Source organism: Lyngbya sp. CCAP 1446/10 (assembly GCF_026130175.1).
Taxonomy (GTDB): domain Bacteria; phylum Cyanobacteriota; class Cyanobacteriia; order Cyanobacteriales; family Microcoleaceae; genus Microcoleus.
This window is the reverse complement of record NZ_JAIGNI010000009.1, coordinates 38,351-58,922: the sequence shown is the minus strand read 5'-3', so window position 1 is coordinate 58,922 and position 20,572 is coordinate 38,351. Positions and strand designations below refer to the sequence as shown.

Below are 20,572 nucleotides of genomic sequence, written 5' to 3'. Positions count from 1 at the left end.
AAGTTTTGGAATTCAATCTTGTCTAATAAATCTGTAGGGGCGGGTTCACCAACCATCTCTAATGAGTACCAACAATTGAAATAAACCCGCCCCCACCCAGGAAAAATATCCAATTGACATTGATGCCTGATGTCAGATGTAAAGGATTTCAAAAAGAAGAAAAAAGAGTCTGGTGGGAGGGTTTATTTAACCTGTTTGTTTCTGCTATTTGGGGCTGTTGGTGGGGTGGGGGCGGGTTTATTTAACCTGTTTGCTATATTTGGGGCTGTTGGTGAACCCGCCCCTACAAATTGTCGAGAATTCTGCCATATCTCAGTTACATCTGTGACATCCCGTACATTGCTCGTTGCCTAATTTTCTCCTGCTTAACTTCTCATTATTAACTCAGAAATTATGACACTTATTCAAGAAAAAACCCTAGCATCAAAAGTTCGCGGCGATTTCCCAATTTTGACTCAAAAAATCCACGGGAAACCCCTAGTTTATTTAGACAATGCAGCTACATCTCAAAAACCCCTAGCTGTGCTCAATGCTTGGCGCGATTACTACGAACAATACAATGCTAACGTGCACCGCGGCGCTCACTCTCTCAGCGCTAAAGCGACTGATGCTTACGAAGGTGCGAGAGATAAAGTTGCAGCGTTTATTAATGCGGCTTCGCGGCAAGAAATTGTTTACACTCGCAACGCCACCGAAGCGATTAATTTGGTTGCTTATTCTTGGGGTTTGAGCAATCTGCAAGCGGGAGATGAAATTATTCTGTCGGTGATGGAACATCACAGCAATCTGGTTCCCTGGCAAATGATTGCTCAAAAAACTGGTGCGGTACTCAAGTTTGTGGAGTTAACGGAGACTAACGAGTTAGATTTAGAACAGTTTAAAACGCTGATTTCCGATAAAACTAAGTTGGTTTCAATAGTTCACGTTTCTAATACCTTGGGCTGCATCAATCCAGTCAAAGAAATCTGCGAAATTGCCCACAGTTTCGGCGCAAAAGTTTTAATTGATGCTTGCCAAAGCGTGCCGCACATGGTAATAGATGTGCAAGCAATGGATTGCGATTGGCTGGTTGCTTCGGGTCATAAAATGTGCGCTCCGACTGGCATCGGTTTTCTGTACGGTAAACTGGATTTGCTTAGAGAAATGCCTCCGTTTTTTGGCGGCGGCGAGATGATTGCTGATGTGTTTCTTGAATATTCTACCTATGCTGATTTGCCGCACAAGTTTGAGGCGGGGACTCCGGCAATCGGCGAGGCGATCGCCCTTGGTGCAGCAATCGACTATCTTAGTAACATAGGCATGGATCAGATTCACGCTTGCGAAGCCGATTTGACGGCTTATCTGTTCCAACAATTGCGGCAAATTCCACAGATTAAAATTTACGGGCCGCAACCGGACAGCAACGGCGAAGGTAGGGCCGCGTTAGCATCATTTACAGCGGGAGAAATTCACCCTCAAGACTTGTCTACCATGTTAGATCAAGATGGGGTCGCGATTCGTTCCGGGCATCACTGCACGCAACCTTTGCACCGCTATCTTGATATCTCATCTACTGCCAGAGCGAGTTTGTATTTTTATAATACCTATGAGGAGATTGATGTGTTTGTCAAAGCGTTGAAAGAGACGATCGACTTTTTCAGTTAGATTATAAGCTAAGTTTGTGGGGTGGGTATTTGCCCACCTTTTTCTTCATCCGCGTTAATCCGCGTGCATCTGCGGTTAAAAAAGATGGCTCTTTCAGAAGTCTCATTACCCGTGATAAAATAAAACTATAGTTTGCTCAACTCAAGGAGATTTTGAGATGATTGCTACTACTTCAAGTTTAGCCGAACAGAGAACACTGCTACAAAATATTAGCTGGTCAACCTTTGAAACGTTGCTAAAAGAAATAGGCGATAGCCGAGGTTATCGCATAGCTTATGATAACGGGATGTTGGAAATTATGAGCCCTTTATACGAACATGAAAATCCCAAGATTAAGTCTGATCGTTTCATTTTCATTTTAGCAGAAGAACTAGGCATTGAAATCAAAAGTGCTGGCTCAATGACTCTCAAGCAACAACGAGCTAAAAAGGGCATAGAACCTGACAATTGCTATTATATCCAACATGAAGTAGAAGTCAGAGACAGGGAAGAACTGGATTTAGAAACTGCTCCACCGCCGGATTTAGCAATTGAAATAGATATTACCAGCAGTTCAATGAATAAATTGGCAATTTATTCAGCACTTCGCGTCCCGGAACTCTGGCTATATAACGGGCGAGTTTTGAAATTTTATCAGTTGGTAGAGACAGAATATGTTGAGTGCGACTTTAGTATTGCTTTTCCCTTTGTATCGGTAGCGGAAATGGCTGTTTTTTTTACTCGCACTCAAACTATGGGAGAAATGGCTTTGCTCAAATCCTTTAGAACTTGGGTTAAGGAGAAAATATAGAAATGTCTCACATCATGAAAAAATTACTAACTACTACAATTGTTTTTCTGTCCACAGCAAATCCTTGTTTCGCGATGACTCCCTCAGAGCTAACAATATTCGCAACCAACTATAAATACAATGAGAAGGCTCCGGTAGTTTATTCTTATTATGACAAAGCTTGTTTAACTACTGTTTCTGTTTATTTGGTAAAAACTATGGATTTAGGCAATGGAAGAATCGGAGGAATTACCGGGAAATTTCTGTGCTGGGGAGGTACTTACACTTATTTTGAAATGACTCGCGGCAACTTAGAATCTATTCGAGCCTTTGCGGAAATAAATGCAGGCAGAAGCGCTCGCCATGCAAACTGGGGTCCAGTGGCTAATCCCGGCGATGGCTTCACTGGCAAGTTGACATCTGTGGCAAAAGCGATTATGGCAAATACAAAATGATTTGTATTTAAAACTCCGTAATTTCAGGATGGATAAATTGATAACCTGCTGCCTTAATCTTTTGATTCGACACCTTCGCATTATAAGGTCGCACGCTAGGACTTCCATCCCAAGTAGCTTTCGGCAGATTATGACGTTCAAAAATGCGATCGAGCAATTCACGACTAGACAGCGACACATCCCCGACTAAATTGTAAATCCCCTGCAATCGATTGTCCAAAGCAAAGGTTAATCCCCCAACAATATCATCTCGATGCACCCAATTTGTAGCATCTTCCCCCGTACCCGGACGAGTGGTTCCAGCCCAGCCTCCAAAGATTTTAACTAATTCTCGCCCAGGCCCGTAAATGCCACCCAAACGAAGAATGCAGGTGTGAAGATTTGGACTCGATGCTGCTAATAAAATTCGTTCTGTTTCGGCGAGAATTTCACCGTTGGGATTGGCTGGCTGTACGGGCGATTCTTCGTTTACCAGTTTACCTTGACAGTCGCCATACACAGAATAAGTACCCGTATAAATCACCTGCTTGACTGTCGGTACTTGCTGTAAAACTGATACCAAAGTTGTCGCAGTCTCTAAGTAACTTTCTCGATAAGCACTAGCATTTGGAGCGCCGACGCACAGCATAACAGCATCTTGGTCTTGCAGTAAACTCGCGATCGCACTTGCATCATTTCCCTTAACTACAACTACCCGCTGGACGACAGCCTCCAATTCACCCACTCGGCTCGCCGTCGTAGTTGTCGCCGTCACGGTACAATCAGATTTGCCCCGTAAATGTCGGGCTGTCGCAGTACCCACATAACCGCAGCCGACGATCGCAACTTTCATGAAAAATTCTCCATTGTGTCATACCCTTTAAGATTATTGCCGATTTTTGCGATCGATTCGAGGTGAGTTTTGTGGTATGATCCAGAGCATCGCGATCGATTGGCATTGGCATAGTATTACTGTTTTCAATTCTCTGAAATACAGGACACGGCAGTGCTGTTTCCCTACCCAAGAAATAGAGGACACGGCAGTGCCGTTACTTTACCCAAGAAATAGAGGAGACGGCAGTGCCGTTTCCCTAGCTCACAACCCAATTTTTTGGTAAATTTTCACTCTTTAAGTGGCTTGCCATCTCGATTGACAACACGGCTTTCACCATCTTTCGCCGTGACATTTTCATAAACTCCTTCATCCCGCTTCACGTACTTGGTGAAACCAGAATTTTTGTAATCGGTGTCGGATGTTGGCTTCAGTAACCTCGGAGCGCTCAGCAAACGGCGTACCGGAGCATCTGCGGGAGTGTCCCCAGGTTCGCATTTAGCTACATCGCACAATTGACCCCAAGTCGAAACTTCGAGGTTCATGCTGTGGGAAACTTCTAGCTGCTGGTTATTTTGGGGACATAAATAATCGTATAGAGGCATACTAATAATCTCGATCGCAACTACTAAAACTACTGATTACAGACTTGTTAGTGCTATTGTAGCTCAAAATTACTAACAATTCAAACCAAAAAATTAAAATTTACTATTTTTAACGGTTGTTAAAACAGGAAATCAGCTATATTATTAAGCCTGTGCAGTTGCTCCTGGATGCGATCGAGATCAAGCCCACAAGTACACTACCCTGAAATCGTCTCATGCGATCGATCGCTCGGCGACTAGCATCAGCCGGCAAGACTTCCCTGAATGCCGTCAAAGGATTTATCGTCATTTTCAGACTGTACCCAAAACACAGATTCTAGGTTTCAAGTTTATTCATCTACTCACCAGCGAGGATTTACCGATGAGCGATTTCAAAGTTACGCCAGAAGTAGAGCTAAATACAGCTCAAATGTTGGAGCGATACCAACTCCAAGACGAGACAATTCTGCGGCGTTGGGCAAAACTGCACGCCATCAACAGCACTCGCGGTTTCTTTTATCCCGGTGAAGTAGATTTGATGGATCACGCTCACCACCACCTTTACAATTTGGGCATGAGCATTGCTGAGTACCAAAGTCTTTTAGATAGGCGACGCAGCAATTCCCAGACATCAGGCGACCAAAATAAAACAGTAGCAACTCAAGTTGCTGACGAAGCTTATGATGCCATAGAAACGCTGACAGAACAGTATTCTGAAGCTGTTGAATTAATGGGAGAACGTATAGCAGATCATTTCATTGATGAACTAGATTTATCTGTGATGCGACACCTTTCTCAAAAAGTGAAAGACCGTCGCAGTCTCAACGGTCAAGCGAAAAAACCCAACCGTTTTCTTCAAGTAATTAAAGCTGTGTTGCAACCAAGTAGCGAAAATACGCTTCTGGTTCCCAAAAAAGATGATGACTCTAGTTTAGAATTAGAACACCATCACCGACTCGGCTAGCCTCCAAAGTTGCTAGGCTAAGTGCTACTTATAGAGGTAAGGTGCGCGCTGCGCACCTACATAATTAGGTTATCTGTCCCGGACTGCGAAGGTAATAAATTTGCCATTTTTAACCAGTTTAATTTACTTTAAATTATCAATTTAAGACTGGAGATAGATGTATTTTGCGCCGGAATTACCTAAAATAGATATTTAATCGGAGCCGTCAATCTAACCAAAGGTAGAGAAATGATTAAATCCTGGATGGTAATCGGAGGTGTCGCCTTTGTAGTAGCACTCGCAGCTAACTTGCTCTCGCCCAGTGACATTCAGTGGTTCAACCGCTTGCAGCGTCCGAAATGGCTAGTATTTGAAAAGGCAATTCCCATCATTTGGACAGTAATTTTTATTTGTGCAGCTTGGTCAGCAGTGATTGTTTGGGAAAAAGAACCGGGAACTCAGGAGACTTGGCTGAGAATGGGTTTGTACCTGCTTTTAGAAATAGTAACCATATCTTATACCTCTGTGATGTGCAAACTTAAGAGTCTAAAAGTCGGGACAATCATCGGCGGAACGGGCGCTATTTTAAGCGTGGTGCTAGCTTTAAGTGTGTTGCCAGTTTCGGAGCCTGCGGCCCTGTTATTGCTGCCTTATATACTCTGGAGTCCGATAGGCACTTACACGACTTGGGCAATGATGCACTTGAATCCGGCCGATGTTTAGCCTTTCATGGAATTAGTCATTTTAATGGGATTGCAAGCATCGGGCAAAAGCACCTTTTTCCGCGACTATTTAGCTGCCACGCACGTTTTGGTCAGCAAAGATTTAATGCGAAACAATAGAAACAAATCGCGCCGACAAATTCAGTTAATTGAAAATGCACTCCAAGCAGGTCATTCAGTCGCGATTGACAACACCAATCCCGCAGTTCTCGATCGCAGACCGCTGATTGATATCGGTCGCACCTATCAGGCCCAAATCATCGGTTACTACTTTGAATCAATAGTCAGCGACTGTTTAGCTAGAAATCAAAAGCGATCGGGCAAATCTCAAGTTCCAGACATAGCAATTTATGCTACTATAAAAAAAATGGTAGTGCCCAGTTACGACGAAGGGTTCGATCGGCTGTTTTCCGTCCGCATAGCAGATAACTTTAACTTAGAAGTAAAAACCTTGCCCGCAGAGGAAGTTATTCATGGACAATCAGATATTTGAAAAAAAAATGCGGGAGCTAGAATACTTTCACAGCTTGCGTTTATTGCCGGAAACTCACACAGTAATTCGCGCCGACGGTCGCAGTTTTTCAAAATTTACTTCCTCAACTTTTGAGAAGCCTTTCGACTTAAAATTCCACGAATTAATGGTGAAAACTGCCAAAGCGCTCCTGTCAGAACTAGGCGGCATTTACGCTTATACCGAAAGTGACGAAATCTCAGTTTTGTTTCCTCCAGATTGGGATTTATTTGACCGCAGCTTAGAAAAAATTGTCTCTATTTCTGCCAGTATTGCCAGTGCAACTTTCACTTGCGCCGCCCAAACAGCAGTCAATTTTGACACCCGCATTTGTTCCGCAGCGAACAAATCGCAAGTAGTAGATTATTTTCTCTGGCGCCAAGCAGATGCAGCGCGCTGCGCTTTGAATGGCTGGAGTTATTGGATGCTGCGAAAAAATGGCGAAACGGGTGAAAATGCAACAGTTATATTAGACAAACAATCGGTGGCTTTCAAAAACGAATTGCTGTTTCAAAACGGAATTAACTTTAACGAACTGCCGGCTTGGCAGCGCCGGGGAACGGGATTGTATTGGGAAAAATACGATAAACCAGGTTATAACCCGATCGAACGCAAAGAAGTTGTGACAGTGCGGCGGCGACTCAAAGTCGATGAAGAGCTGCCCATGAAAGAGGAATACAAAGAATTTATTTACCAATTTTTAAATGTTGGCGATTAACTCGCCAAGGATATCTTGTCAAATCTGGTGGCAATTGATGAATGCTCAGTCGGTTTTAATCGAATGCAAGCTTTGAGACGGGGGTTTAAACCCCCGCCCCATGTCGGGTAAGCAAGTTAGCCTAGGGACTCGGAGGGCTGCTCGGAGGCTCGGTTTCCGGTGGATCAGGAGCCGGAGATTCAGCGGGCGGAGGATTCAGGGACTCTTCCCAAACTTTGATTTGCGATCGCGCTTGCTCAAAAGCGCGAGAACCCGAAGGAATCTTCTTCAAGATCGCGATCGCCCCAGCCAGATCCGACGACGACTGTTCCACACCAAGCGCCAAAATCCGCTGGCTCCACTCATCAATCGCCTCCCTCGCCTGCGAGGAGAGGGAACTCGATTGCGGTACCTGACTTGCCAGAGAAATTGCTGTTTGCAAAGCGTCAGCAGTTCCTGATTGAGCCGCTTGACGGGCGTTCTGCAAACCTTGCTCGCCCTGAAATTGAGCCTCCCAAGTCCGAATGTTCGATCGAGCTTGCTCATAAAGCACCCTTCCCGATCGAATCCGGCGCGCCATATCAATCGCCCCCGCCAAATTGCCGCCGGCCGCTAGTTGCTGAGCTCTCTCCAAAAACGGCTGGTCTTGAAGGCGCTGTCTTCTCTCGATCCAAGCTTGAATTTTGCCCTGAGCTTCCCCGTAAAGCGCCCTTCCTTGACCGATCCGAGACGCTTGAGCAACGGCGGCCTCCAGGGAATTTGGATCGCCCGTACTCGCCAAATCGTTAGCTCTTTGCAGGTACGGACTGTCTTCCAGCAGCTCGATTTGACGGCTCAAGCGACCAATTTGACTGCGAACTTCCCCAGAGCGAGGATTTGAGCCTGGGACTGTTTGCAATTGGGCGATCGCAGCCCTCAAATCCTTTACCCCTCCCGGCGCTGCCAGCTTGCTTGCCAAATCCAAAGTTTTCACATCAGCCATTTCTTGCTGCCAGCGACCGGCTAAATCTTGAGCTTGTTGGTACAAAGGGCGACCGGAATTCAACTTTTTAGCGAGTTCGATCGCCTTAGACAAACCATCAACAGATCCCGTCAAAGCCTGAGCTGTAGCCTGAGCCAACTCGTTAAAATCCTGTACTTGTTCCTTTAAATTTGCCGCCTCTGGAATCTTGTTAGCGATCGAGATCGCCTCCTGCCAATCGCCCGCCTGCAAGCGTTTTTGGGCGATACCCAGAATTTTTTTGCTAAATTCCGCGATCAGCTTATTGGCAGCTTGATACAAATAACTTTTTTGCTCAATTCCCTGAGCCAGCTTAATCCCCGTCACCAGATTGTCGAGTCCTCCCTCCGAGGCTGTATTTCGGGCTTTGATCAACTTATTGCCTTCAGCCTTTGTCGTCTCAATTGCCTGAGTCAGTTCCTCGTACTTAGTCGATTCCCAGAAAGTATTTCCCGTATCCAACAGCAGATTAGCTTCGCGGAAAGCTTCGCCCCACTCTTCCTGACGCAAGTGGTCTTCGGCCGTGCGATAACGTTTCTCTGCATCGTTCCATGTAGACTGCCACTTTTCAATCTGCTTTTGCACCGTCGGGTAAGCGGGAACGTTTTGAGGAACCTTGCGGGCGATCGCGATCGCCTCTTCCAGCTTTCCTTCTTGGAAACTAGAATTTCCCAACCTGATAATATCCTGAGACCAGCGATCGATCTGACCATTAATTCTTGATCGCAGCGGGTGGTCTTGTGGCAAAGCATTCACTAATTCGATCGCGCGCAGCAAATCATCCACCGTCCGCTTGCTAGCTGCTTCTTGAGCGCAAAAAAAGCGATCGTTAGCAGAAGCCGTCGGCCAAAAAATCTTCGAGCAATTCGACTGCGAAGTCAGGTTGAGCAAAGACGAAATTGCCACAAACCCCATACCCATCGACAGCAGCAAACTCACCGCCAGCCAAAACTGCCACTTCTTTGACCAGATCAGCCACCAAGGATTGTGTTCCCCCGGCTGCCAGTTTTCCCCAGACTCTTTCGGCTGCTGTTCCAGATGCCCTCCCGGCAGTTTTCCCGAAGTAACCAACTCTCGGATCTCTTTAAGTCGCTCAGCGCGGTTTTTCCTGGCGGGAATTGGCACTAGCGAGGAAGTATCCTTTGTTGACTCCAAGGATTCTGATGCAGACCAACGGCCTGGTGTTTTGCGATCTTGACTCATAAATCTCCGCTCACCACAAATAGCAACCAGCCAGTGTTAGTTATTTCAAAACTGCGATCGCTACTATCTACTGCTTTATAAAATGTATCCATCACTTTGACATACTCTCGCAGGCGGAACACTGCAAGAGCCGATCGCCTGCGCCGCGCCAATCAAAATTTCGTGATTAGGTAATTGATAATGCGTAATTGGCAATTGGTCAAGGCCCAAGCCTAACTCGCACTCAATAGAGCCAATTACACATTATCGTCTCAAGAACCGGAGTTCGATCGCAAATCGTCGATCAGTTCAGCAAGTTCGTCACTGTTAGCCTTGTAAACCTCATTGCAGAAATGACAAGTAGCCTCAGCCCCGCCATCTTTTTCGATCATATCTTGGAGTTCCGCTTCGCCCAACATTTTGAGAGCTCCCAAAACTCGATCGAACGAACAGCCGCAGTGAAAGCGCACCATCTGAGTTTCCGGGAAAATTTCTAGCCCCATATCACCCAGTAACTCTTCGAGAATCTGATGCAGCGTTTTGCCCGATCGTAACAACGGCGTAAAGCCCGACAGTGCAGCCACCCTAGATTCCAGAGTTTGCACCAATTCTTCATCCGCTGCCGCCTTCGGCAGAACCTGCAACAGCACGCCCCCAGACGCTTGCACCCCGTCAGCCCCCACAAACACCCCCACAACCAGAGCCGAAGGCGTCTGCTCGGAGGTTGCCAAATAGTGAGTCAGATCGTCCCCAATTTCGCCGGAAACCAATTCTACCGTACTTGAGTAAGGGAATCCGTATCCAACGTCCCGCACCACGTACAAATAGCCGTCACCGATAGCTCCGCCGACATCAAGTTTGCCCTTAGCATTGGGCGGCAATTCCACTCCCGGATTGCTGACATAACCTCGAACCGTGCCATCAAGTCCCGCATCAACCAGAAGTCCACCGAGCGGCCCATCTCCTTTAATGCGAATGTTGACTCTCGATTCGGGCCGCTTCATACTGGAGGCAAGTAACAGCCCTGCCGACATCGTGCGTCCGAGGGCTGCTGTAGCGACGTAGGAGAGCTTGTGTCGCTGTCTTGCTTCTTCGGTGAGGCGGGTGGTAATGACGGCTACAGCGCGAATTCCGCCATCTGCGGCTGTAGCGCGAATTAATTGATCGGCCATGAAAAACCCTACTTTTGCGTTTTGATACTTCCTTCAACTATTTTAGAAGCTCTTGAAGGTTGTCGCAGCAGGTAGGGGCATCTGTAGGGAAACGGCAATGCCGTCTCCGGCCCCGGAGGAAACGGCAATGCCGTCTCCCTACCTTTCAGGTATTATTTGAGATTCAAATAACTCGGAAATCGCTAACACCAATTAGGCTAGCATTGACTCCAGTTAAAGAAGCAACTAATTCTCCACTTCCCTTTAACTTAATCAGCGCACTGTTATTGTCCTGAGTTATTTCTAACTGATTAAAACTCAAACCTCCCGACAATCCGAGGGAATCTTTACCCTTGACAAAATCAGCTATTAAGTCAAATCCCTGATTAGGATTTAACACAAAAGTGTCATTTCCCAAACCGCCAACTAAACTGTTATTGCCCGAACCTCCAAACAAAATATCATCACCTTCGCAACCGAGAAGCGTATCGTTACCTAAGTCTCCATAAATCGAATCGTTGCCCTTACCGCCATCGATTAAATCGTTACCTTGGCCGCCGTAAATGACGTTATCTTGATCACCGCCGCACAAAGTATCATCTCCCAGTTGTCCGAAGAGAGTATCATTACCTTGACTACCGAGAATTACATCATCTCCTTTGCCACCGTAAATTAAGTCATTTCCTTTACCGCCGTCGATAAAATCATTACCTTGATTGCCAAAGATTAAATCATCATCTTCTTTGCCGTTAATGAAATCATTGCCCTGATTTCCGAAGATCACATCTTCACCAAAACCACCAAGAATGATATCGTTTTCTTTGTCGCCAAACAGGATATCGTCTCCTGTATTACCATCAATGAAATCATTGCCTTCATTGCCGTTGAAAATATCCTTTAACTCACCGCCAAACAAGTTATCCTTGCCTTCTTTAGCATCAAAGAAATTAGGACTGTTGCTGCCAAAATAAGCTTCGTTTGCGGGAGTCCCAATTAGCAAACCACCACCATTGATAATCTTATCAATTTGTTGGTTGGGTTGGTTAAGGTTGGGATACTCAATTTTGTCGCAAATGCAGTCTGTATCCTCTTGGTTAACAGGCGTTGGAGTTGGTACGGGTGCAGGTGTAGGTGTAGGTGTTGGTGTTGGTGCTGGTGTTGGAGTTGGTACCGGCGCAGGCGTTGGCGCGGGTGCAGGCGTTGGGATTGGTAAAGGTACAGGGTTTGATACCGGTGCGGGTGCAGGCGCTGGTGCGGGTGCAGGCGCTGGTGCGGGTGCTGGTGCGGGTGCGAGTGTTGGCGTGGGAGTGGCTGTGACTGATGCTGAAATCGGGAAATCAAAGGGATTTTCATCACTGTCATCATTGACAAATTGCAACGTACCTGATTTATTTCCGGCCGTAGCTGTATCGACTTGAACTTGCAGGTTAGCACTTGCACCTGCTGCGAGAGTTGTCGGTGAATTTCCGACTAAGCTAAATCCAGTTGGTAGGGTAGGATTACTGAGGTTTAAAACTGCTGTACCGAGATTTTTTACGGTAAAGGTTTTGTTGAGAGTGCCGCCAATTAATGCACTACCAAAGTCGATCGCACTTGTTGTACCATCAACTATATCCGTTGTTCCGTCTAATACTTGGATTTCTGGAGTTGCTGTAGCTGTAACTGATGCCGAAATTGGGAAATTAAAAGGATTTTCATCGCTGTCATCATTGACAAATTGCAACGTACCTGATAAGTTTCCGGCTGTGGCTGTATCTACTTGAACTTGGAAAGTTGTACTACCGCCTGCTGTGACACTTGCTGGTAAGTTTCCAACCAAGCTAAATCCGGTGGGTAAAGTTAGGTTACTCAGGTTTAAAACTGCTGTACCGAGATTGTTTACGGTAAAGGTTTTCTTGAGACTTGCGCCGATTAATCCACTACCAAAGTCGATCGCACTTACAGTACCATCAGCTATATCCGTTGTTCCGTCTAATACTTGGATTTCTGGTAATGGCGTTACATCGTTATCGCTAATTGCAACGTCACCTGATAAAGTAGTTCCCAGTGTGATACCACTAGAAGGAGTAGAAATTGTGAAAGTACCTGTTTCACTCCCTTCTACCAGTGCATCATCATTAACATTAACGGTAAAGGAACCTGTGGTTTGACCGGCGGCAATGGTAATGCTAGTGGGAATTGTACCATTAAAGTCAGCAGTAGTGGCAGTTCCAGACAGAGCAACATTTACCATTTGAACTCCGACAACTGCGCTGGATGCTGTGGCGGTGACAGTAATAGTTGGACTTCCTGTTTCTGTACTTGTGACTGGAGAAACGGAGAGGTTAACTGTGGGGAGATTTGTGGGTAAATCGTTGTCGGTAATTGTCAGCGTAGCAGTAGTATTCGTGGCAACTGGATCGAGAACGTAGTTGAAATTGCTGGGATCTGGAGTGAAGTTGACTTGGACTGTTTCCCCTGGGTTAACAATAGCATCATCGACGGGGACAGCATTGAGGACGGCGGTAGTTGCACCAGCGGCAATGGTGAAAGTATTAGCAGTCACAGCGGTGATATTCGTACCCGCAGTTAGGGAGTAGTGGCCGGGGGTGGCGGCGGTACTGCCGGTGGTGTTGAAGTTGACGAGTAAACCGCTTGCGGGGGCGGGAGTGTCGAGGGTAATGTTAAATGTGCCAGTGGTGGGGCCTGTTTCGGTGGGGGTGGTGCCGGTGGCGATGCTGATTTTGAGGGGCGTGTTGAGCAGGATGCTGACGCTACTGTTGTAGTAGTTCGCCAAAGCTAAGTCAGGGAGGCCGTCGCCGTTGAAGTCGCCAATGCTGACGGATTCGGGGCCACGGCCAGTAGCGAAGGTGTCTTGGGTGGCGAAGGTGGGGGTGGTGGCTCCGGTGGTGGTGGTGTTGAGCAGGATGGAGGTGGTGTTGCTTTTTAAGTTCGCCACAGCTAAGTCAGGGAGGCCGTCGCCGTTGAAGTCGCCGATGCTGACAGAGTAGGGGCCATCGCCAGTAGCGAAGGTGACTTGGGTGGCGAAGGTGGGGGTGGTGGCTCCGGTGGTGGTGGTATTGAGCAGGATCGAGGCGGTGTCGCTGTCGTAGTTCGCCACAGCTAAGTCAGGTTTCCCGTCGCCGTTGATGTCGCCGATGCTGACGGATTCGACCCTACGGCCAGTAGCGAAGGTGACTTGGGTGGCGAAGGTGGGGGTGGTGGCTCCGGTGGTGGTGGTGTTGAGCAGGATCGAGGCGGTGTCGCTGCCCTTGTTCGCCACAGCTAAGTCAGGTTTCCCGTCACCGTTGATGTCGCCGATGCTGACGAAGACGGGCCTACTGCCAGTTGTGAAGTCAACTTTGGTGGCGAAGGTGGGGGTGGTGGCTCCGGTGGCGGTAGTGTTGAGCAGGATGGAGATGTTGCCACCGTTGAAGTTCGCCACAGCTAAGTCAGGTTTCCCGTCGCCGTTGATGTCGCCGATGCTGACGGAGCGGGACACGCCAGCGAAGGTAACTTGGGGGGCGAAATTGGGGCTGGTGGCTCCGGTGGCGGTAGTGTTGAGCAGGATGGAGACGTTGTCACTGTTGTTTCCCACAGCTAAGTCAGGTTTCCCGTCGCCGTTTATGTCGCCGATGCTGGTGGAGGAGGGGCGATTGCCAGTAGGGAAGGTGACTTGGGTGGCGAAAGTGGGGCTGGTGGCTCCGGTGGCAGTAGTGTTGAGCAGGATGGAGGCGGTGTTGCTGTTGATGTTCGCCACAGCTACATCTGGTTTCCCGTCGCCGTTTATGTCGCCGATGTTAACGTTGTTGGGGCCACTGCCAGTGGGGAAGTCAACTTTCGTGGCGAAGCTGAGGATGCCGCTGTAGGTTTTGAGGGTGGTTTCTGTTAGAGCAAGTTTGGGCTTTTGGCTTGATGGGGGGATGAGTTGCGGAATGTCCCATGTGCCGCCTAGTTTGCTATTGCCTGTAAGTTGGGAGTTAGCGGCGATGTTTGCGCCTGTGAGTTGGTTCAGTTGATTCAGGAATTGCTGCCCGGATTTCCCGGCTGCTATGTTACAGCCATACAAGATGATGCTGGCGTTGGCTGTCAGGGCGTTTCGCCACTGTTGCAACTGTTGGCTGTAGTGTTTGATGTTGCTGCTGTTGAGTTCTGTTGTGCCTAAGTAAATCTTGCCGGGGCTACCGTGGGTGATGATGTGGAGGGTTTCGATGCCTTGATGCTGAGCGAGGATTGTGGTGATTTGCTCGATCGCATTTACCTTGTTTTTGAGGATGTAGGTGGCCGTATCTGGTTTGATGCCTTGGATTATGCGATCGCACTCGGGTATTGTGGGGTCAAGGATGACGATTTCCCTTGGTTGGTTGCATTAGATGCAACCAACCAAGGGAATTTTTTTTTTGAGTTGGGGGTAAGTTGAGTTATGGTGTTCATCTGTTTGTGCTTCCGGTAGAATGACTTGTTTGTAATATGCAAAAAGCGAGCGATTGAATTGCGATCGACGGTGTTTCTATCTAGTAGTGGATGGCACCCTAGGCTTTTAACCATTAGGAGTATAGCAAAGTGCGATCGCACTGTCAGTGCTTTAGCTTCTCATTTACTAAATCTTTATATTTCTCTGGTTATTTTAAACAAATTATAAAAAGTCGAAGTCGGGGCGAGTTTGTGAGATTATTGATTTTAGGCAATTACGATCGGTACAACCCGCTACTTGTATGTTTAAAGCGATTTGCCGCCCAAGTGGCGGGTTTATGAGATTGTGGGTTTTAGGCAATTATGGTTGGTGAACCCGCCACTACGAGTAGGATATTTTGTAGGGGCGGCTTCACCAACAATCTATAACAATTACCAACAATCTATATAAACCCGCCCCCACACCACGAATAATTCAAAATATACCTGAAACATGATGATTTATGGTTGGGTGGGGGCGGGTTTATGAGATTATCAGTCCAGCGGCAATTATTGTTGGTGAACCTGCCCCTACGGGAATTAAAATTTTCTAGATTCTATGAATAACGACACAATTGTCAATACAATCCACGAACACGATATTTTTGGCGATCGCGAGTTTCCAGCTTGGCTAAATCAACAACAAATCAGCCTTGCTTGCACTACCTATCAAACCAGCCGATTAATATTAATCGGTGCTGCGCCAGAGACTAACAAAATTTCAGCATTTTGGCGCATATTCGATCGCGCAATGGGACTTTACTGCACAGGCGATCGCATTTACCTAAGTTCTAAATATCAACTCTGGCAATTAAAAAATGTGCTAGCAGCCGGACAACTGCATCAAGGTTACGATCGCCTTTACGTGCCTCGAATCGCTTACACCACGGGCGATATCGACATCCATGATGTAGCTGTAGATAGCAGCGGACAAGTAATTTTTATCAGCACATTACTCAATTGTCTAGCCACAGTGAGCGATCGGCACAGTTGTAAACCTTTATGGAAACCACCCTTTATCTCACAATATATCAACGAAGATCGCTGTCACCTCAACGGTTTAGCAATGGTGGAGGGGAAAGCTAAATATGTGACAGCATCCAGTCAGTCGGATGTGGTGGACGGCTGGCGCGATCGCAGACAAAATGGCGGCATAATTATAGATATAGAATCGAATGAAATTGTCGCATCAGGATTATCAATGCCGCACTCACCCCGCTGGTATCAAGACAAGTTGTGGGTGCTAAATTCGGGGCGGGGAGAGTTGGGTTATGTGGATTTAGAAACCGGGCAATTTCAGGCGATCGCATTTTGTCCAGGCTATTTACGAGGCTTAGCCTTTTGGCAAAACTGGGCAATAGTTGGATTATCTAAACCTAGAGGCGGCGACAACACTTTTAGCGGCTTAGAATTAGATGAATTGTTAATAAAAAAAGATGCCGAGCCACGCTGTGGTATCATGATAATAGATATTAACACTGGAACAATAGTTCACTGGGTGCGATTTGAAGGAGTAGTTACAGAACTCTATGATGTGCAAATAATCCCAGAAGTGCAAAAGCCCATGGCTTTAGGTTTTCAGACTGAAGAAATTGCTCAATTAATCACTTTGGAAGTTTAACAGTAGTGATATAAAATCTGGGTTCAACTGATGGCTAAAGCTTATACTCCCGCTAACCAGACGATTACCAAACCTTTACCTTGGTGGGTTAGAGTGAGATTCGTAGATCTCAGAGTATTGTTTTTTAGCTGGAAATAACGGATATGCCACCAACATCCAAAGCACTTTTAGCGGAAGTCCAGCATAACACGGGAGCGACTCGAAACTTGCATTTTTATGCCAAGGGCGAAACCATTCCTTTGATGTCTCAAGGACTTTGGCGCGTTTGTCAAGGTTTAGCACAACTGAGCACGCTTTATCCAACCGGGGAAGAAGCACTTTTGGGTTGGGTTGGGCCTTCGATGTGTTTCGGTTTGTGGTTGACTAATTTGCAGACTTACCGAGCTACGGCGACATCAGATGTTTATTTGATGTGGTATTCTATGGTGGAAATCGAAGCTTCTCCTCAATTGGGTCACGAGTTGCTGCCTCAAATGGTTCGGCGGCTGCGGCAAATGGAATCAATTTTGGCGATCGCCGGACAGCGCCGAGTAGAAGACCGTTTGTATCAGCTTCTGCTATTATTGCAACAGGACTTCGGTCAGCCTGTGGTTGAGGGAACTCGTTTGAGCATCCGCTTAACACATCAAGATATTGCTAATGCTATTTGCACGACGCGGGTAACAGTAACGCGAATGCTGGGAAAATTGCAGCAGCAAGGGTTAATCAGTCGAGATGGCGATCGGCATTTAATACTTAACAAAGATGTTTTTGCCTCTACCTCGGATTTGTTTGGCTGCAATCCTCAAGGAGTGTAGCAATCGACAGGAATTTGCATCTACATAACCCTGTCTAATATTAAAGCGAAATTTCAACTACCTGAGAATTATTTGTGTTGCTCTTGCTCCCGCTATCTAGATCCATAGATTTGTAGCCGGAAAAGATATAATTAAGCGGTGCATCTATTTAGGACAAAACTCAATGGCTAACTCTACTCAAGAAACACCAAAACCAGACAAAAAAGAATTAATTGACATCACAGCTAAACCTCAAGAACAAGAAGAACCGCCAAATAAGGGTGATGGACGGAAATAAATATAGTTTTGGAGGCAGAAACCGGGTTTGATGGACGAAAATCCGGTTTCTAGCTACCCGCGCTTCCAGGAAATAATTTGACAAATTACTCGGCTTGTGTACTGCCGTTGGTCGATCGCAACTTAGGCTTTCCAGGCATCTTTCTGCGTCCCTCCAAAGAAACAACATCAGCCTCAGAACTCTCCCTAGCCACCCGAATCAGCAACCCCGACAACAACAAACTCGCCAACATCGATGAGCCCCCGTAACTAAAAAACGGCAGCGGCAAACCCGTAGTCGGCAAAACCCCCGTCGCCACCCCAATATTCAGCAGCGACTGTCCCACCATCACCACCATCACCCCAATTGCCACCAACTGACTCTCAATATTCCGGGCCCTCATCGCCACTCTCAAAGCCACAGTAGCGTAAGCCGCCAACATCAGCAACAGCGAGAAACCTCCCACCAAACCAAACTCCTCAGCAAACACAGCAAAAATAAAATCGCTGTACTGAATCGGCAAATAAAATAACTTTTGCTGCGACATCCCCAAACCAACACCCCAAATCCCCCCAGAACCCACAGCCAGCAGGCTTTGAATCAACTGATAGCCGTCTTGCATCGGATCAGCCCAAGGATTGAGAAAAGACATAATCCGGCGGCGCTGATATTCCCTAAAACTAATACTTAAAACGGCTAAAAGCATACCCCCCACAGCCGTTGCGCCCAACTGCAAGTAAGGTAAGCCCGCCGCCAAAGCCACCAGCCACAAAGTCATCCCGCACAAAGCTGTGGTACTTAAATTCGGCTGCAACAAAATTCCCAACAGCATTGCGCCGAAAATTAACAGCCAACTAAGGCGAACTTTGTTTGTCAATCGGGGCCAGTTGCCGAAAATGCGGGCGCTTTGGAGAACGAAAAATGGTTTAATCAATTCAGAAGGTTGAATAATCGGCACCGGGCCCAAAGATATCCAGCGAGTTGCCCCGTTGACTGTGGTTCCCACTCCCGGAATCAAGGTCAACCAGAGCAATCCCAGCAGCACCAAAATTCCCAACTGAGCTGTTTTCATCAGGTAACGCAGGGGGGAGTACACCATTAAGTTAAAACCTGCCAGCCCGATCGCCACTGCGATTAGTTGCCGCTTAAAATAGTAAAGGCCGTCTCCAAATTCTGAATTTGCGATCGGATAGGAAGCCGAAAACAAAGCTGTCAGCCCTACAAACAGCCACAAAAAAGTCAACCACCTGAGCCACCGGGCCTCAGCGGCCCATTCAGACACGCCGGGGTCAAAAAATGGAATGAAGCGTCGAATGTCATTAGTCATTAGTCAGTTGTCAGTTGTCAGTTGTCAGTTGTCATTAGTTCTTAGTCTAGTTTGCGATCGCACAGACTGTCAGAAACCTGGTTTTTTCACCCAAATATTTGCTTAAAACCCTCAATCTCGATGAAAAAACCCGGTTTCTTTTAACTGGTTCCAAGGCTCTGTCTGGGAACCCATATCACTCTTACTCTGCCTCGGCACAGGATTAAGGAGGCTCTTCCTCGCCCATCTGCGTTACTTTCGCTCTTCCTGGTAACGAGTAGAAAAGTCAACCGCTGGGGGAATGGGCTACGAAGTCAACCGGTGCGCAGTGCACACCCTACAAATTACTACATTCTTCCGTCTTCCTTCTTCCTTCTTCCGTCTTCCTTCTTCCTTCTGCTATAAAATCATAACAAACAAAAAAGAGGTCGCGATCGACCTCTTGCCCCTCTATCAATCCATCCTTGGATTTTAAAGTAGACCAGTATTAGCTCCGGGCTTACCAGTAGCCAATTGCACTTTAATAATTCTGCCACCCATTTTCATAATTCTTTGCTGTTCCCGGAACCAGTTGTCATAAGGAACCAGCTTAGTAAAATAGGTATTTTGCAATTCGCGCTGAGTGCGGATGCGAGTTTGGCTGGGGACGCAAGCAGTCACTTTAAACATTCTCATGGGAAACAAACTCCTGAGTAGGTTTACAGATATTTAGATGGATTTTTTAAAGATTGAAGTCAGGGAGTTAGGAGTCAAAACTAGCTCGTTAAAACTCGTCGGGCTTTCTCGACTGGCCTTTGACGGTCTAGCAATCACTCTCAACTTCCCTGACTTCTTTGAAAGCTAAAGGTAACAAGTCCAAAGTTAAAAGTTTACAGTTAAAAGTTAAAAGTTTACAGTTAAAAGTTAAAAGTTTACAGTTAAAAGTTAAAAGTTAAAAGAGGCAAGAAATAAATCTTTTTCCTTCTTCCTTCTTCCTTCTTCCTTCTTCCTTCTTCCTTCTTCCTTCTTCCTTTTTCCTTCTTCCTTCTTCCTTTTTCCTTCTTCCTTCTTCCTTCGATTTAGCTCAAGCCAGAGCAGATGTAGTCGAAATAGACGCCCATTTCTTTACCAGCGTCAGAACCGACCAAACCGGCGGTGACTTCTTTCATTGCTTGGATTGCTTGTACGGTAGAACCGATGGGCACGCCCAAGGAATTGTAGGTTTCTTTCAAACCGTTGAGCACGCGCTCATCGAGGATGGAAGGGTCGCCAGCTAGCATGGCGTAGGTGGCGTAGCGCAAGTAGTAGTCCAAGTCGCGGATGCAAGCTGCATAACGACGAGTGGTGTACATATTGCCGCCGGGACGAGTTACGTCTGAGTACAACAGAGACTTAGCAACTGCTTCTTTGACGATTGTGGCTGCATTGGCGCTGATGGCGGTAGCGGCGCGGACGCGCAGTTCACCAGAAGCGAAGTAGTTCTTAAGCTTGTCTAATGCGCTGATGTCGAGGTACTTACCTTGAACGTCAGAGGAATTGATTACGGCGGTAATTGCGTCTTGCATGGTTGTCTTGTTTCCTAGAAAGTGGCTGAGTCAGTCCAATTTTGGAGCGAAAATTTGAGATTTGGGATTTGGGATTTGAGATTTACAAGTAGTTGATTATCTGCAAAAGCTGTTGGCTTGTTGTCAGCAACCTTCGATTGTTCAATCA

At 46.7% G+C, this 20,572-nt stretch carries 20 protein-coding genes; 11 read left to right on the top strand and 9 right to left on the bottom strand.

Features of this window, described 5'->3' with window-relative positions:
* Nucleotides 1–393 precede the first annotated feature (393 nt).
* From K4039_RS06335 to K4039_RS06325, 3 genes are all read left to right on the top strand, one after another.
* Nucleotides 394–1,644 carry a cysteine desulfurase gene (locus K4039_RS06335; RefSeq protein ID WP_265234292.1) on the top strand — a complete coding sequence of 417 codons (1,251 nt, stop codon included), beginning with the start codon at nt 394–396 and terminating at the stop codon, nt 1,642–1,644.
* A 157-nt stretch (nt 1,645–1,801) separates the two neighbouring features.
* Complete coding sequence (locus tag K4039_RS06330; protein WP_265234291.1) at nt 1,802–2,434, top strand: Uma2 family endonuclease; 633 nt, start codon at nt 1,802–1,804, stop codon at nt 2,432–2,434.
* Nucleotides 2,435–2,436: 2 nt separating this feature from the next.
* The gene (locus tag K4039_RS06325) at nt 2,437–2,868 is read left to right on the top strand and encodes a hypothetical protein (RefSeq protein ID WP_265234290.1); all 432 of its coding nucleotides are present in this window, start codon (nt 2,437–2,439) and stop codon (nt 2,866–2,868) included.
* Between the two features lie 7 nt (nt 2,869–2,875).
* Here K4039_RS06325 and K4039_RS06320 read toward each other — a convergent pair whose 3' ends face one another.
* Together K4039_RS06320 and K4039_RS06315 are read right to left on the bottom strand one after the other, a co-directional pair.
* Complete coding sequence (locus K4039_RS06320; RefSeq protein WP_265234289.1) at nt 2,876–3,700, bottom strand: SDR family oxidoreductase; 825 nt, start codon at nt 3,698–3,700, stop codon at nt 2,876–2,878.
* A gap of 269 nt (nt 3,701–3,969) precedes the next feature.
* Nucleotides 3,970–4,284: a zinc ribbon domain-containing protein gene (locus K4039_RS06315; RefSeq protein WP_265234288.1), complete on the bottom strand. Its 315-nt coding sequence runs from the start codon at nt 4,282–4,284 to the stop codon at nt 3,970–3,972.
* Between the two features lie 361 nt (nt 4,285–4,645).
* On the opposite strand from K4039_RS06315, the gene K4039_RS06310 reads away from it, so the two are divergent.
* From K4039_RS06310 to K4039_RS06295, 4 genes are all read left to right on the top strand, one after another.
* A complete protein-coding gene (locus K4039_RS06310; RefSeq protein WP_265234287.1) occupies nt 4,646–5,227 on the top strand; it encodes a hypothetical protein in 582 nt (193 codons plus the stop codon).
* 228 nt (nt 5,228–5,455) lie between these two features.
* Entirely contained in the window at nt 5,456–5,929 is a 474-nt protein-coding gene (locus K4039_RS06305; protein WP_265234286.1) for a TspO/MBR family protein, read from the top strand.
* Between the two features lie 6 nt (nt 5,930–5,935).
* Nucleotides 5,936–6,421 (top strand): AAA family ATPase, encoded by a 486-nt coding sequence (locus K4039_RS06300; protein WP_265234284.1) that lies wholly within the window; start codon nt 5,936–5,938, stop codon nt 6,419–6,421.
* Nucleotides 6,402–7,157, top strand: coding sequence for a tRNA(His) guanylyltransferase Thg1 family protein (locus K4039_RS06295; protein ID WP_265234283.1), 756 nt, complete (start codon nt 6,402–6,404; stop codon nt 7,155–7,157). The genes K4039_RS06300 and K4039_RS06295 overlap by 20 nt, the downstream gene beginning before the upstream one ends.
* Nucleotides 7,158–7,278: 121 nt before the next feature.
* Here K4039_RS06295 and K4039_RS06290 read toward each other — a convergent pair whose 3' ends face one another.
* The 4 genes from K4039_RS06290 to K4039_RS06275 form a co-directional block, all read right to left on the bottom strand.
* Nucleotides 7,279–9,339: a hypothetical protein gene (locus K4039_RS06290; RefSeq protein ID WP_265234282.1), complete on the bottom strand. Its 2,061-nt coding sequence runs from the start codon at nt 9,337–9,339 to the stop codon at nt 7,279–7,281.
* Nucleotides 9,336–9,491, bottom strand: coding sequence for a hypothetical protein (locus tag K4039_RS06285; protein WP_265234281.1), 156 nt, complete (start codon nt 9,489–9,491; stop codon nt 9,336–9,338). The genes K4039_RS06290 and K4039_RS06285 overlap by 4 nt, the downstream gene beginning before the upstream one ends.
* Nucleotides 9,492–9,590: 99 nt before the next feature.
* Complete coding sequence (gene hslO, locus K4039_RS06280) at nt 9,591–10,490, bottom strand: Hsp33 family molecular chaperone HslO (RefSeq protein WP_265234280.1); 900 nt, start codon at nt 10,488–10,490, stop codon at nt 9,591–9,593.
* A gap of 163 nt (nt 10,491–10,653) precedes the next feature.
* Entirely contained in the window at nt 10,654–14,748 is a 4,095-nt protein-coding gene (locus K4039_RS06275) for an FG-GAP-like repeat-containing protein (protein WP_265234353.1), read from the bottom strand.
* Between K4039_RS06275 and K4039_RS06270 the strand changes: the two genes are divergently transcribed.
* From K4039_RS06270 to K4039_RS06260, 3 genes are all read left to right on the top strand, one after another.
* Nucleotides 14,635–14,868 carry a hypothetical protein gene (locus K4039_RS06270; RefSeq protein WP_265234279.1) on the top strand — a complete coding sequence of 78 codons (234 nt, stop codon included), beginning with the start codon at nt 14,635–14,637 and terminating at the stop codon, nt 14,866–14,868. The two genes, K4039_RS06275 and K4039_RS06270, sit on opposite strands and share 114 nt — an antisense overlap.
* Before the next feature lie 591 nt (nt 14,869–15,459).
* Complete coding sequence (locus K4039_RS06265) at nt 15,460–16,521, top strand: TIGR03032 family protein (RefSeq protein WP_265234278.1); 1,062 nt, start codon at nt 15,460–15,462, stop codon at nt 16,519–16,521.
* Nucleotides 16,522–16,664: 143 nt separating this feature from the next.
* Complete coding sequence (locus tag K4039_RS06260) at nt 16,665–17,318, top strand: Crp/Fnr family transcriptional regulator (RefSeq protein ID WP_265234277.1); 654 nt, start codon at nt 16,665–16,667, stop codon at nt 17,316–17,318.
* Between the two features lie 362 nt (nt 17,319–17,680).
* On the opposite strand, the gene K4039_RS06255 is transcribed toward K4039_RS06260, so the two are convergent.
* Nucleotides 17,681–18,901, bottom strand: coding sequence for an FtsW/RodA/SpoVE family cell cycle protein (locus K4039_RS06255; protein WP_265234276.1), 1,221 nt, complete (start codon nt 18,899–18,901; stop codon nt 17,681–17,683).
* A 450-nt stretch (nt 18,902–19,351) separates the two neighbouring features.
* Entirely contained in the window at nt 19,352–19,555 is a 204-nt protein-coding gene (locus K4039_RS06250; protein WP_006634929.1) for a phycobilisome linker polypeptide, read from the bottom strand.
* Nucleotides 19,556–19,592: 37 nt separating this feature from the next.
* Here K4039_RS06250 and K4039_RS06245 point away from each other — a divergent pair, with 37 nt between their 5' ends.
* On the top strand, nt 19,593–19,724 hold the full coding sequence (locus K4039_RS06245) for a hypothetical protein (RefSeq protein ID WP_265234274.1): 132 nt from the start codon (nt 19,593–19,595) through the stop codon (nt 19,722–19,724).
* Nucleotides 19,725–19,938: 214 nt separating this feature from the next.
* On the opposite strand, the gene apcB is transcribed toward K4039_RS06245, so the two are convergent.
* The gene (gene apcB, locus K4039_RS06240) at nt 19,939–20,424 is read right to left on the bottom strand and encodes an allophycocyanin subunit beta (RefSeq protein WP_006634930.1); all 486 of its coding nucleotides are present in this window, start codon (nt 20,422–20,424) and stop codon (nt 19,939–19,941) included.
* Between the last annotated feature and the right edge of the window lie 148 nt (nt 20,425–20,572).

Excerpts from the sequence above, each read along its gene's own strand:
- K4039_RS06335 (WP_265234292.1), top strand. The coding sequence starts at position 394 with ATGACACTTATTCAAGAAAAAACCCTAGCATCAAAAGTTCGCGGCGAT.
- K4039_RS06330 (WP_265234291.1), top strand. The coding sequence starts at position 1,802 with ATGATTGCTACTACTTCAAGTTTAGCCGAACAGAGAACACTGCTACAA.
- K4039_RS06325 (WP_265234290.1), top strand. The coding sequence starts at position 2,437 with ATGTCTCACATCATGAAAAAATTACTAACTACTACAATTGTTTTTCTG.
- K4039_RS06320 (WP_265234289.1), bottom strand. The coding sequence starts at position 3,700 with ATGAAAGTTGCGATCGTCGGCTGCGGTTATGTGGGTACTGCGACAGCC.
- K4039_RS06315 (WP_265234288.1), bottom strand. The coding sequence starts at position 4,284 with ATGCCTCTATACGATTATTTATGTCCCCAAAATAACCAGCAGCTAGAA.
- K4039_RS06310 (WP_265234287.1), top strand. The coding sequence starts at position 4,646 with ATGAGCGATTTCAAAGTTACGCCAGAAGTAGAGCTAAATACAGCTCAA.
- K4039_RS06305 (WP_265234286.1), top strand. The coding sequence starts at position 5,456 with ATGATTAAATCCTGGATGGTAATCGGAGGTGTCGCCTTTGTAGTAGCA.
- K4039_RS06300 (WP_265234284.1), top strand. The coding sequence starts at position 5,936 with ATGGAATTAGTCATTTTAATGGGATTGCAAGCATCGGGCAAAAGCACC.
- K4039_RS06295 (WP_265234283.1), top strand. The coding sequence starts at position 6,402 with ATGGACAATCAGATATTTGAAAAAAAAATGCGGGAGCTAGAATACTTT.
- K4039_RS06290 (WP_265234282.1), bottom strand. The coding sequence starts at position 9,339 with ATGAGTCAAGATCGCAAAACACCAGGCCGTTGGTCTGCATCAGAATCC.
- hslO (WP_265234280.1), bottom strand. The coding sequence starts at position 10,490 with ATGGCCGATCAATTAATTCGCGCTACAGCCGCAGATGGCGGAATTCGC.
- K4039_RS06265 (WP_265234278.1), top strand. The coding sequence starts at position 15,460 with ATGAATAACGACACAATTGTCAATACAATCCACGAACACGATATTTTT.
- K4039_RS06260 (WP_265234277.1), top strand. The coding sequence starts at position 16,665 with ATGCCACCAACATCCAAAGCACTTTTAGCGGAAGTCCAGCATAACACG.
- K4039_RS06255 (WP_265234276.1), bottom strand. The coding sequence starts at position 18,901 with ATGACTAATGACATTCGACGCTTCATTCCATTTTTTGACCCCGGCGTG.
- K4039_RS06250 (WP_006634929.1), bottom strand. The coding sequence starts at position 19,555 with ATGAGAATGTTTAAAGTGACTGCTTGCGTCCCCAGCCAAACTCGCATC.
- K4039_RS06245 (WP_265234274.1), top strand. The coding sequence starts at position 19,593 with ATGGATTTTTTAAAGATTGAAGTCAGGGAGTTAGGAGTCAAAACTAGC.
- apcB (WP_006634930.1), bottom strand. The coding sequence starts at position 20,424 with ATGCAAGACGCAATTACCGCCGTAATCAATTCCTCTGACGTTCAAGGT.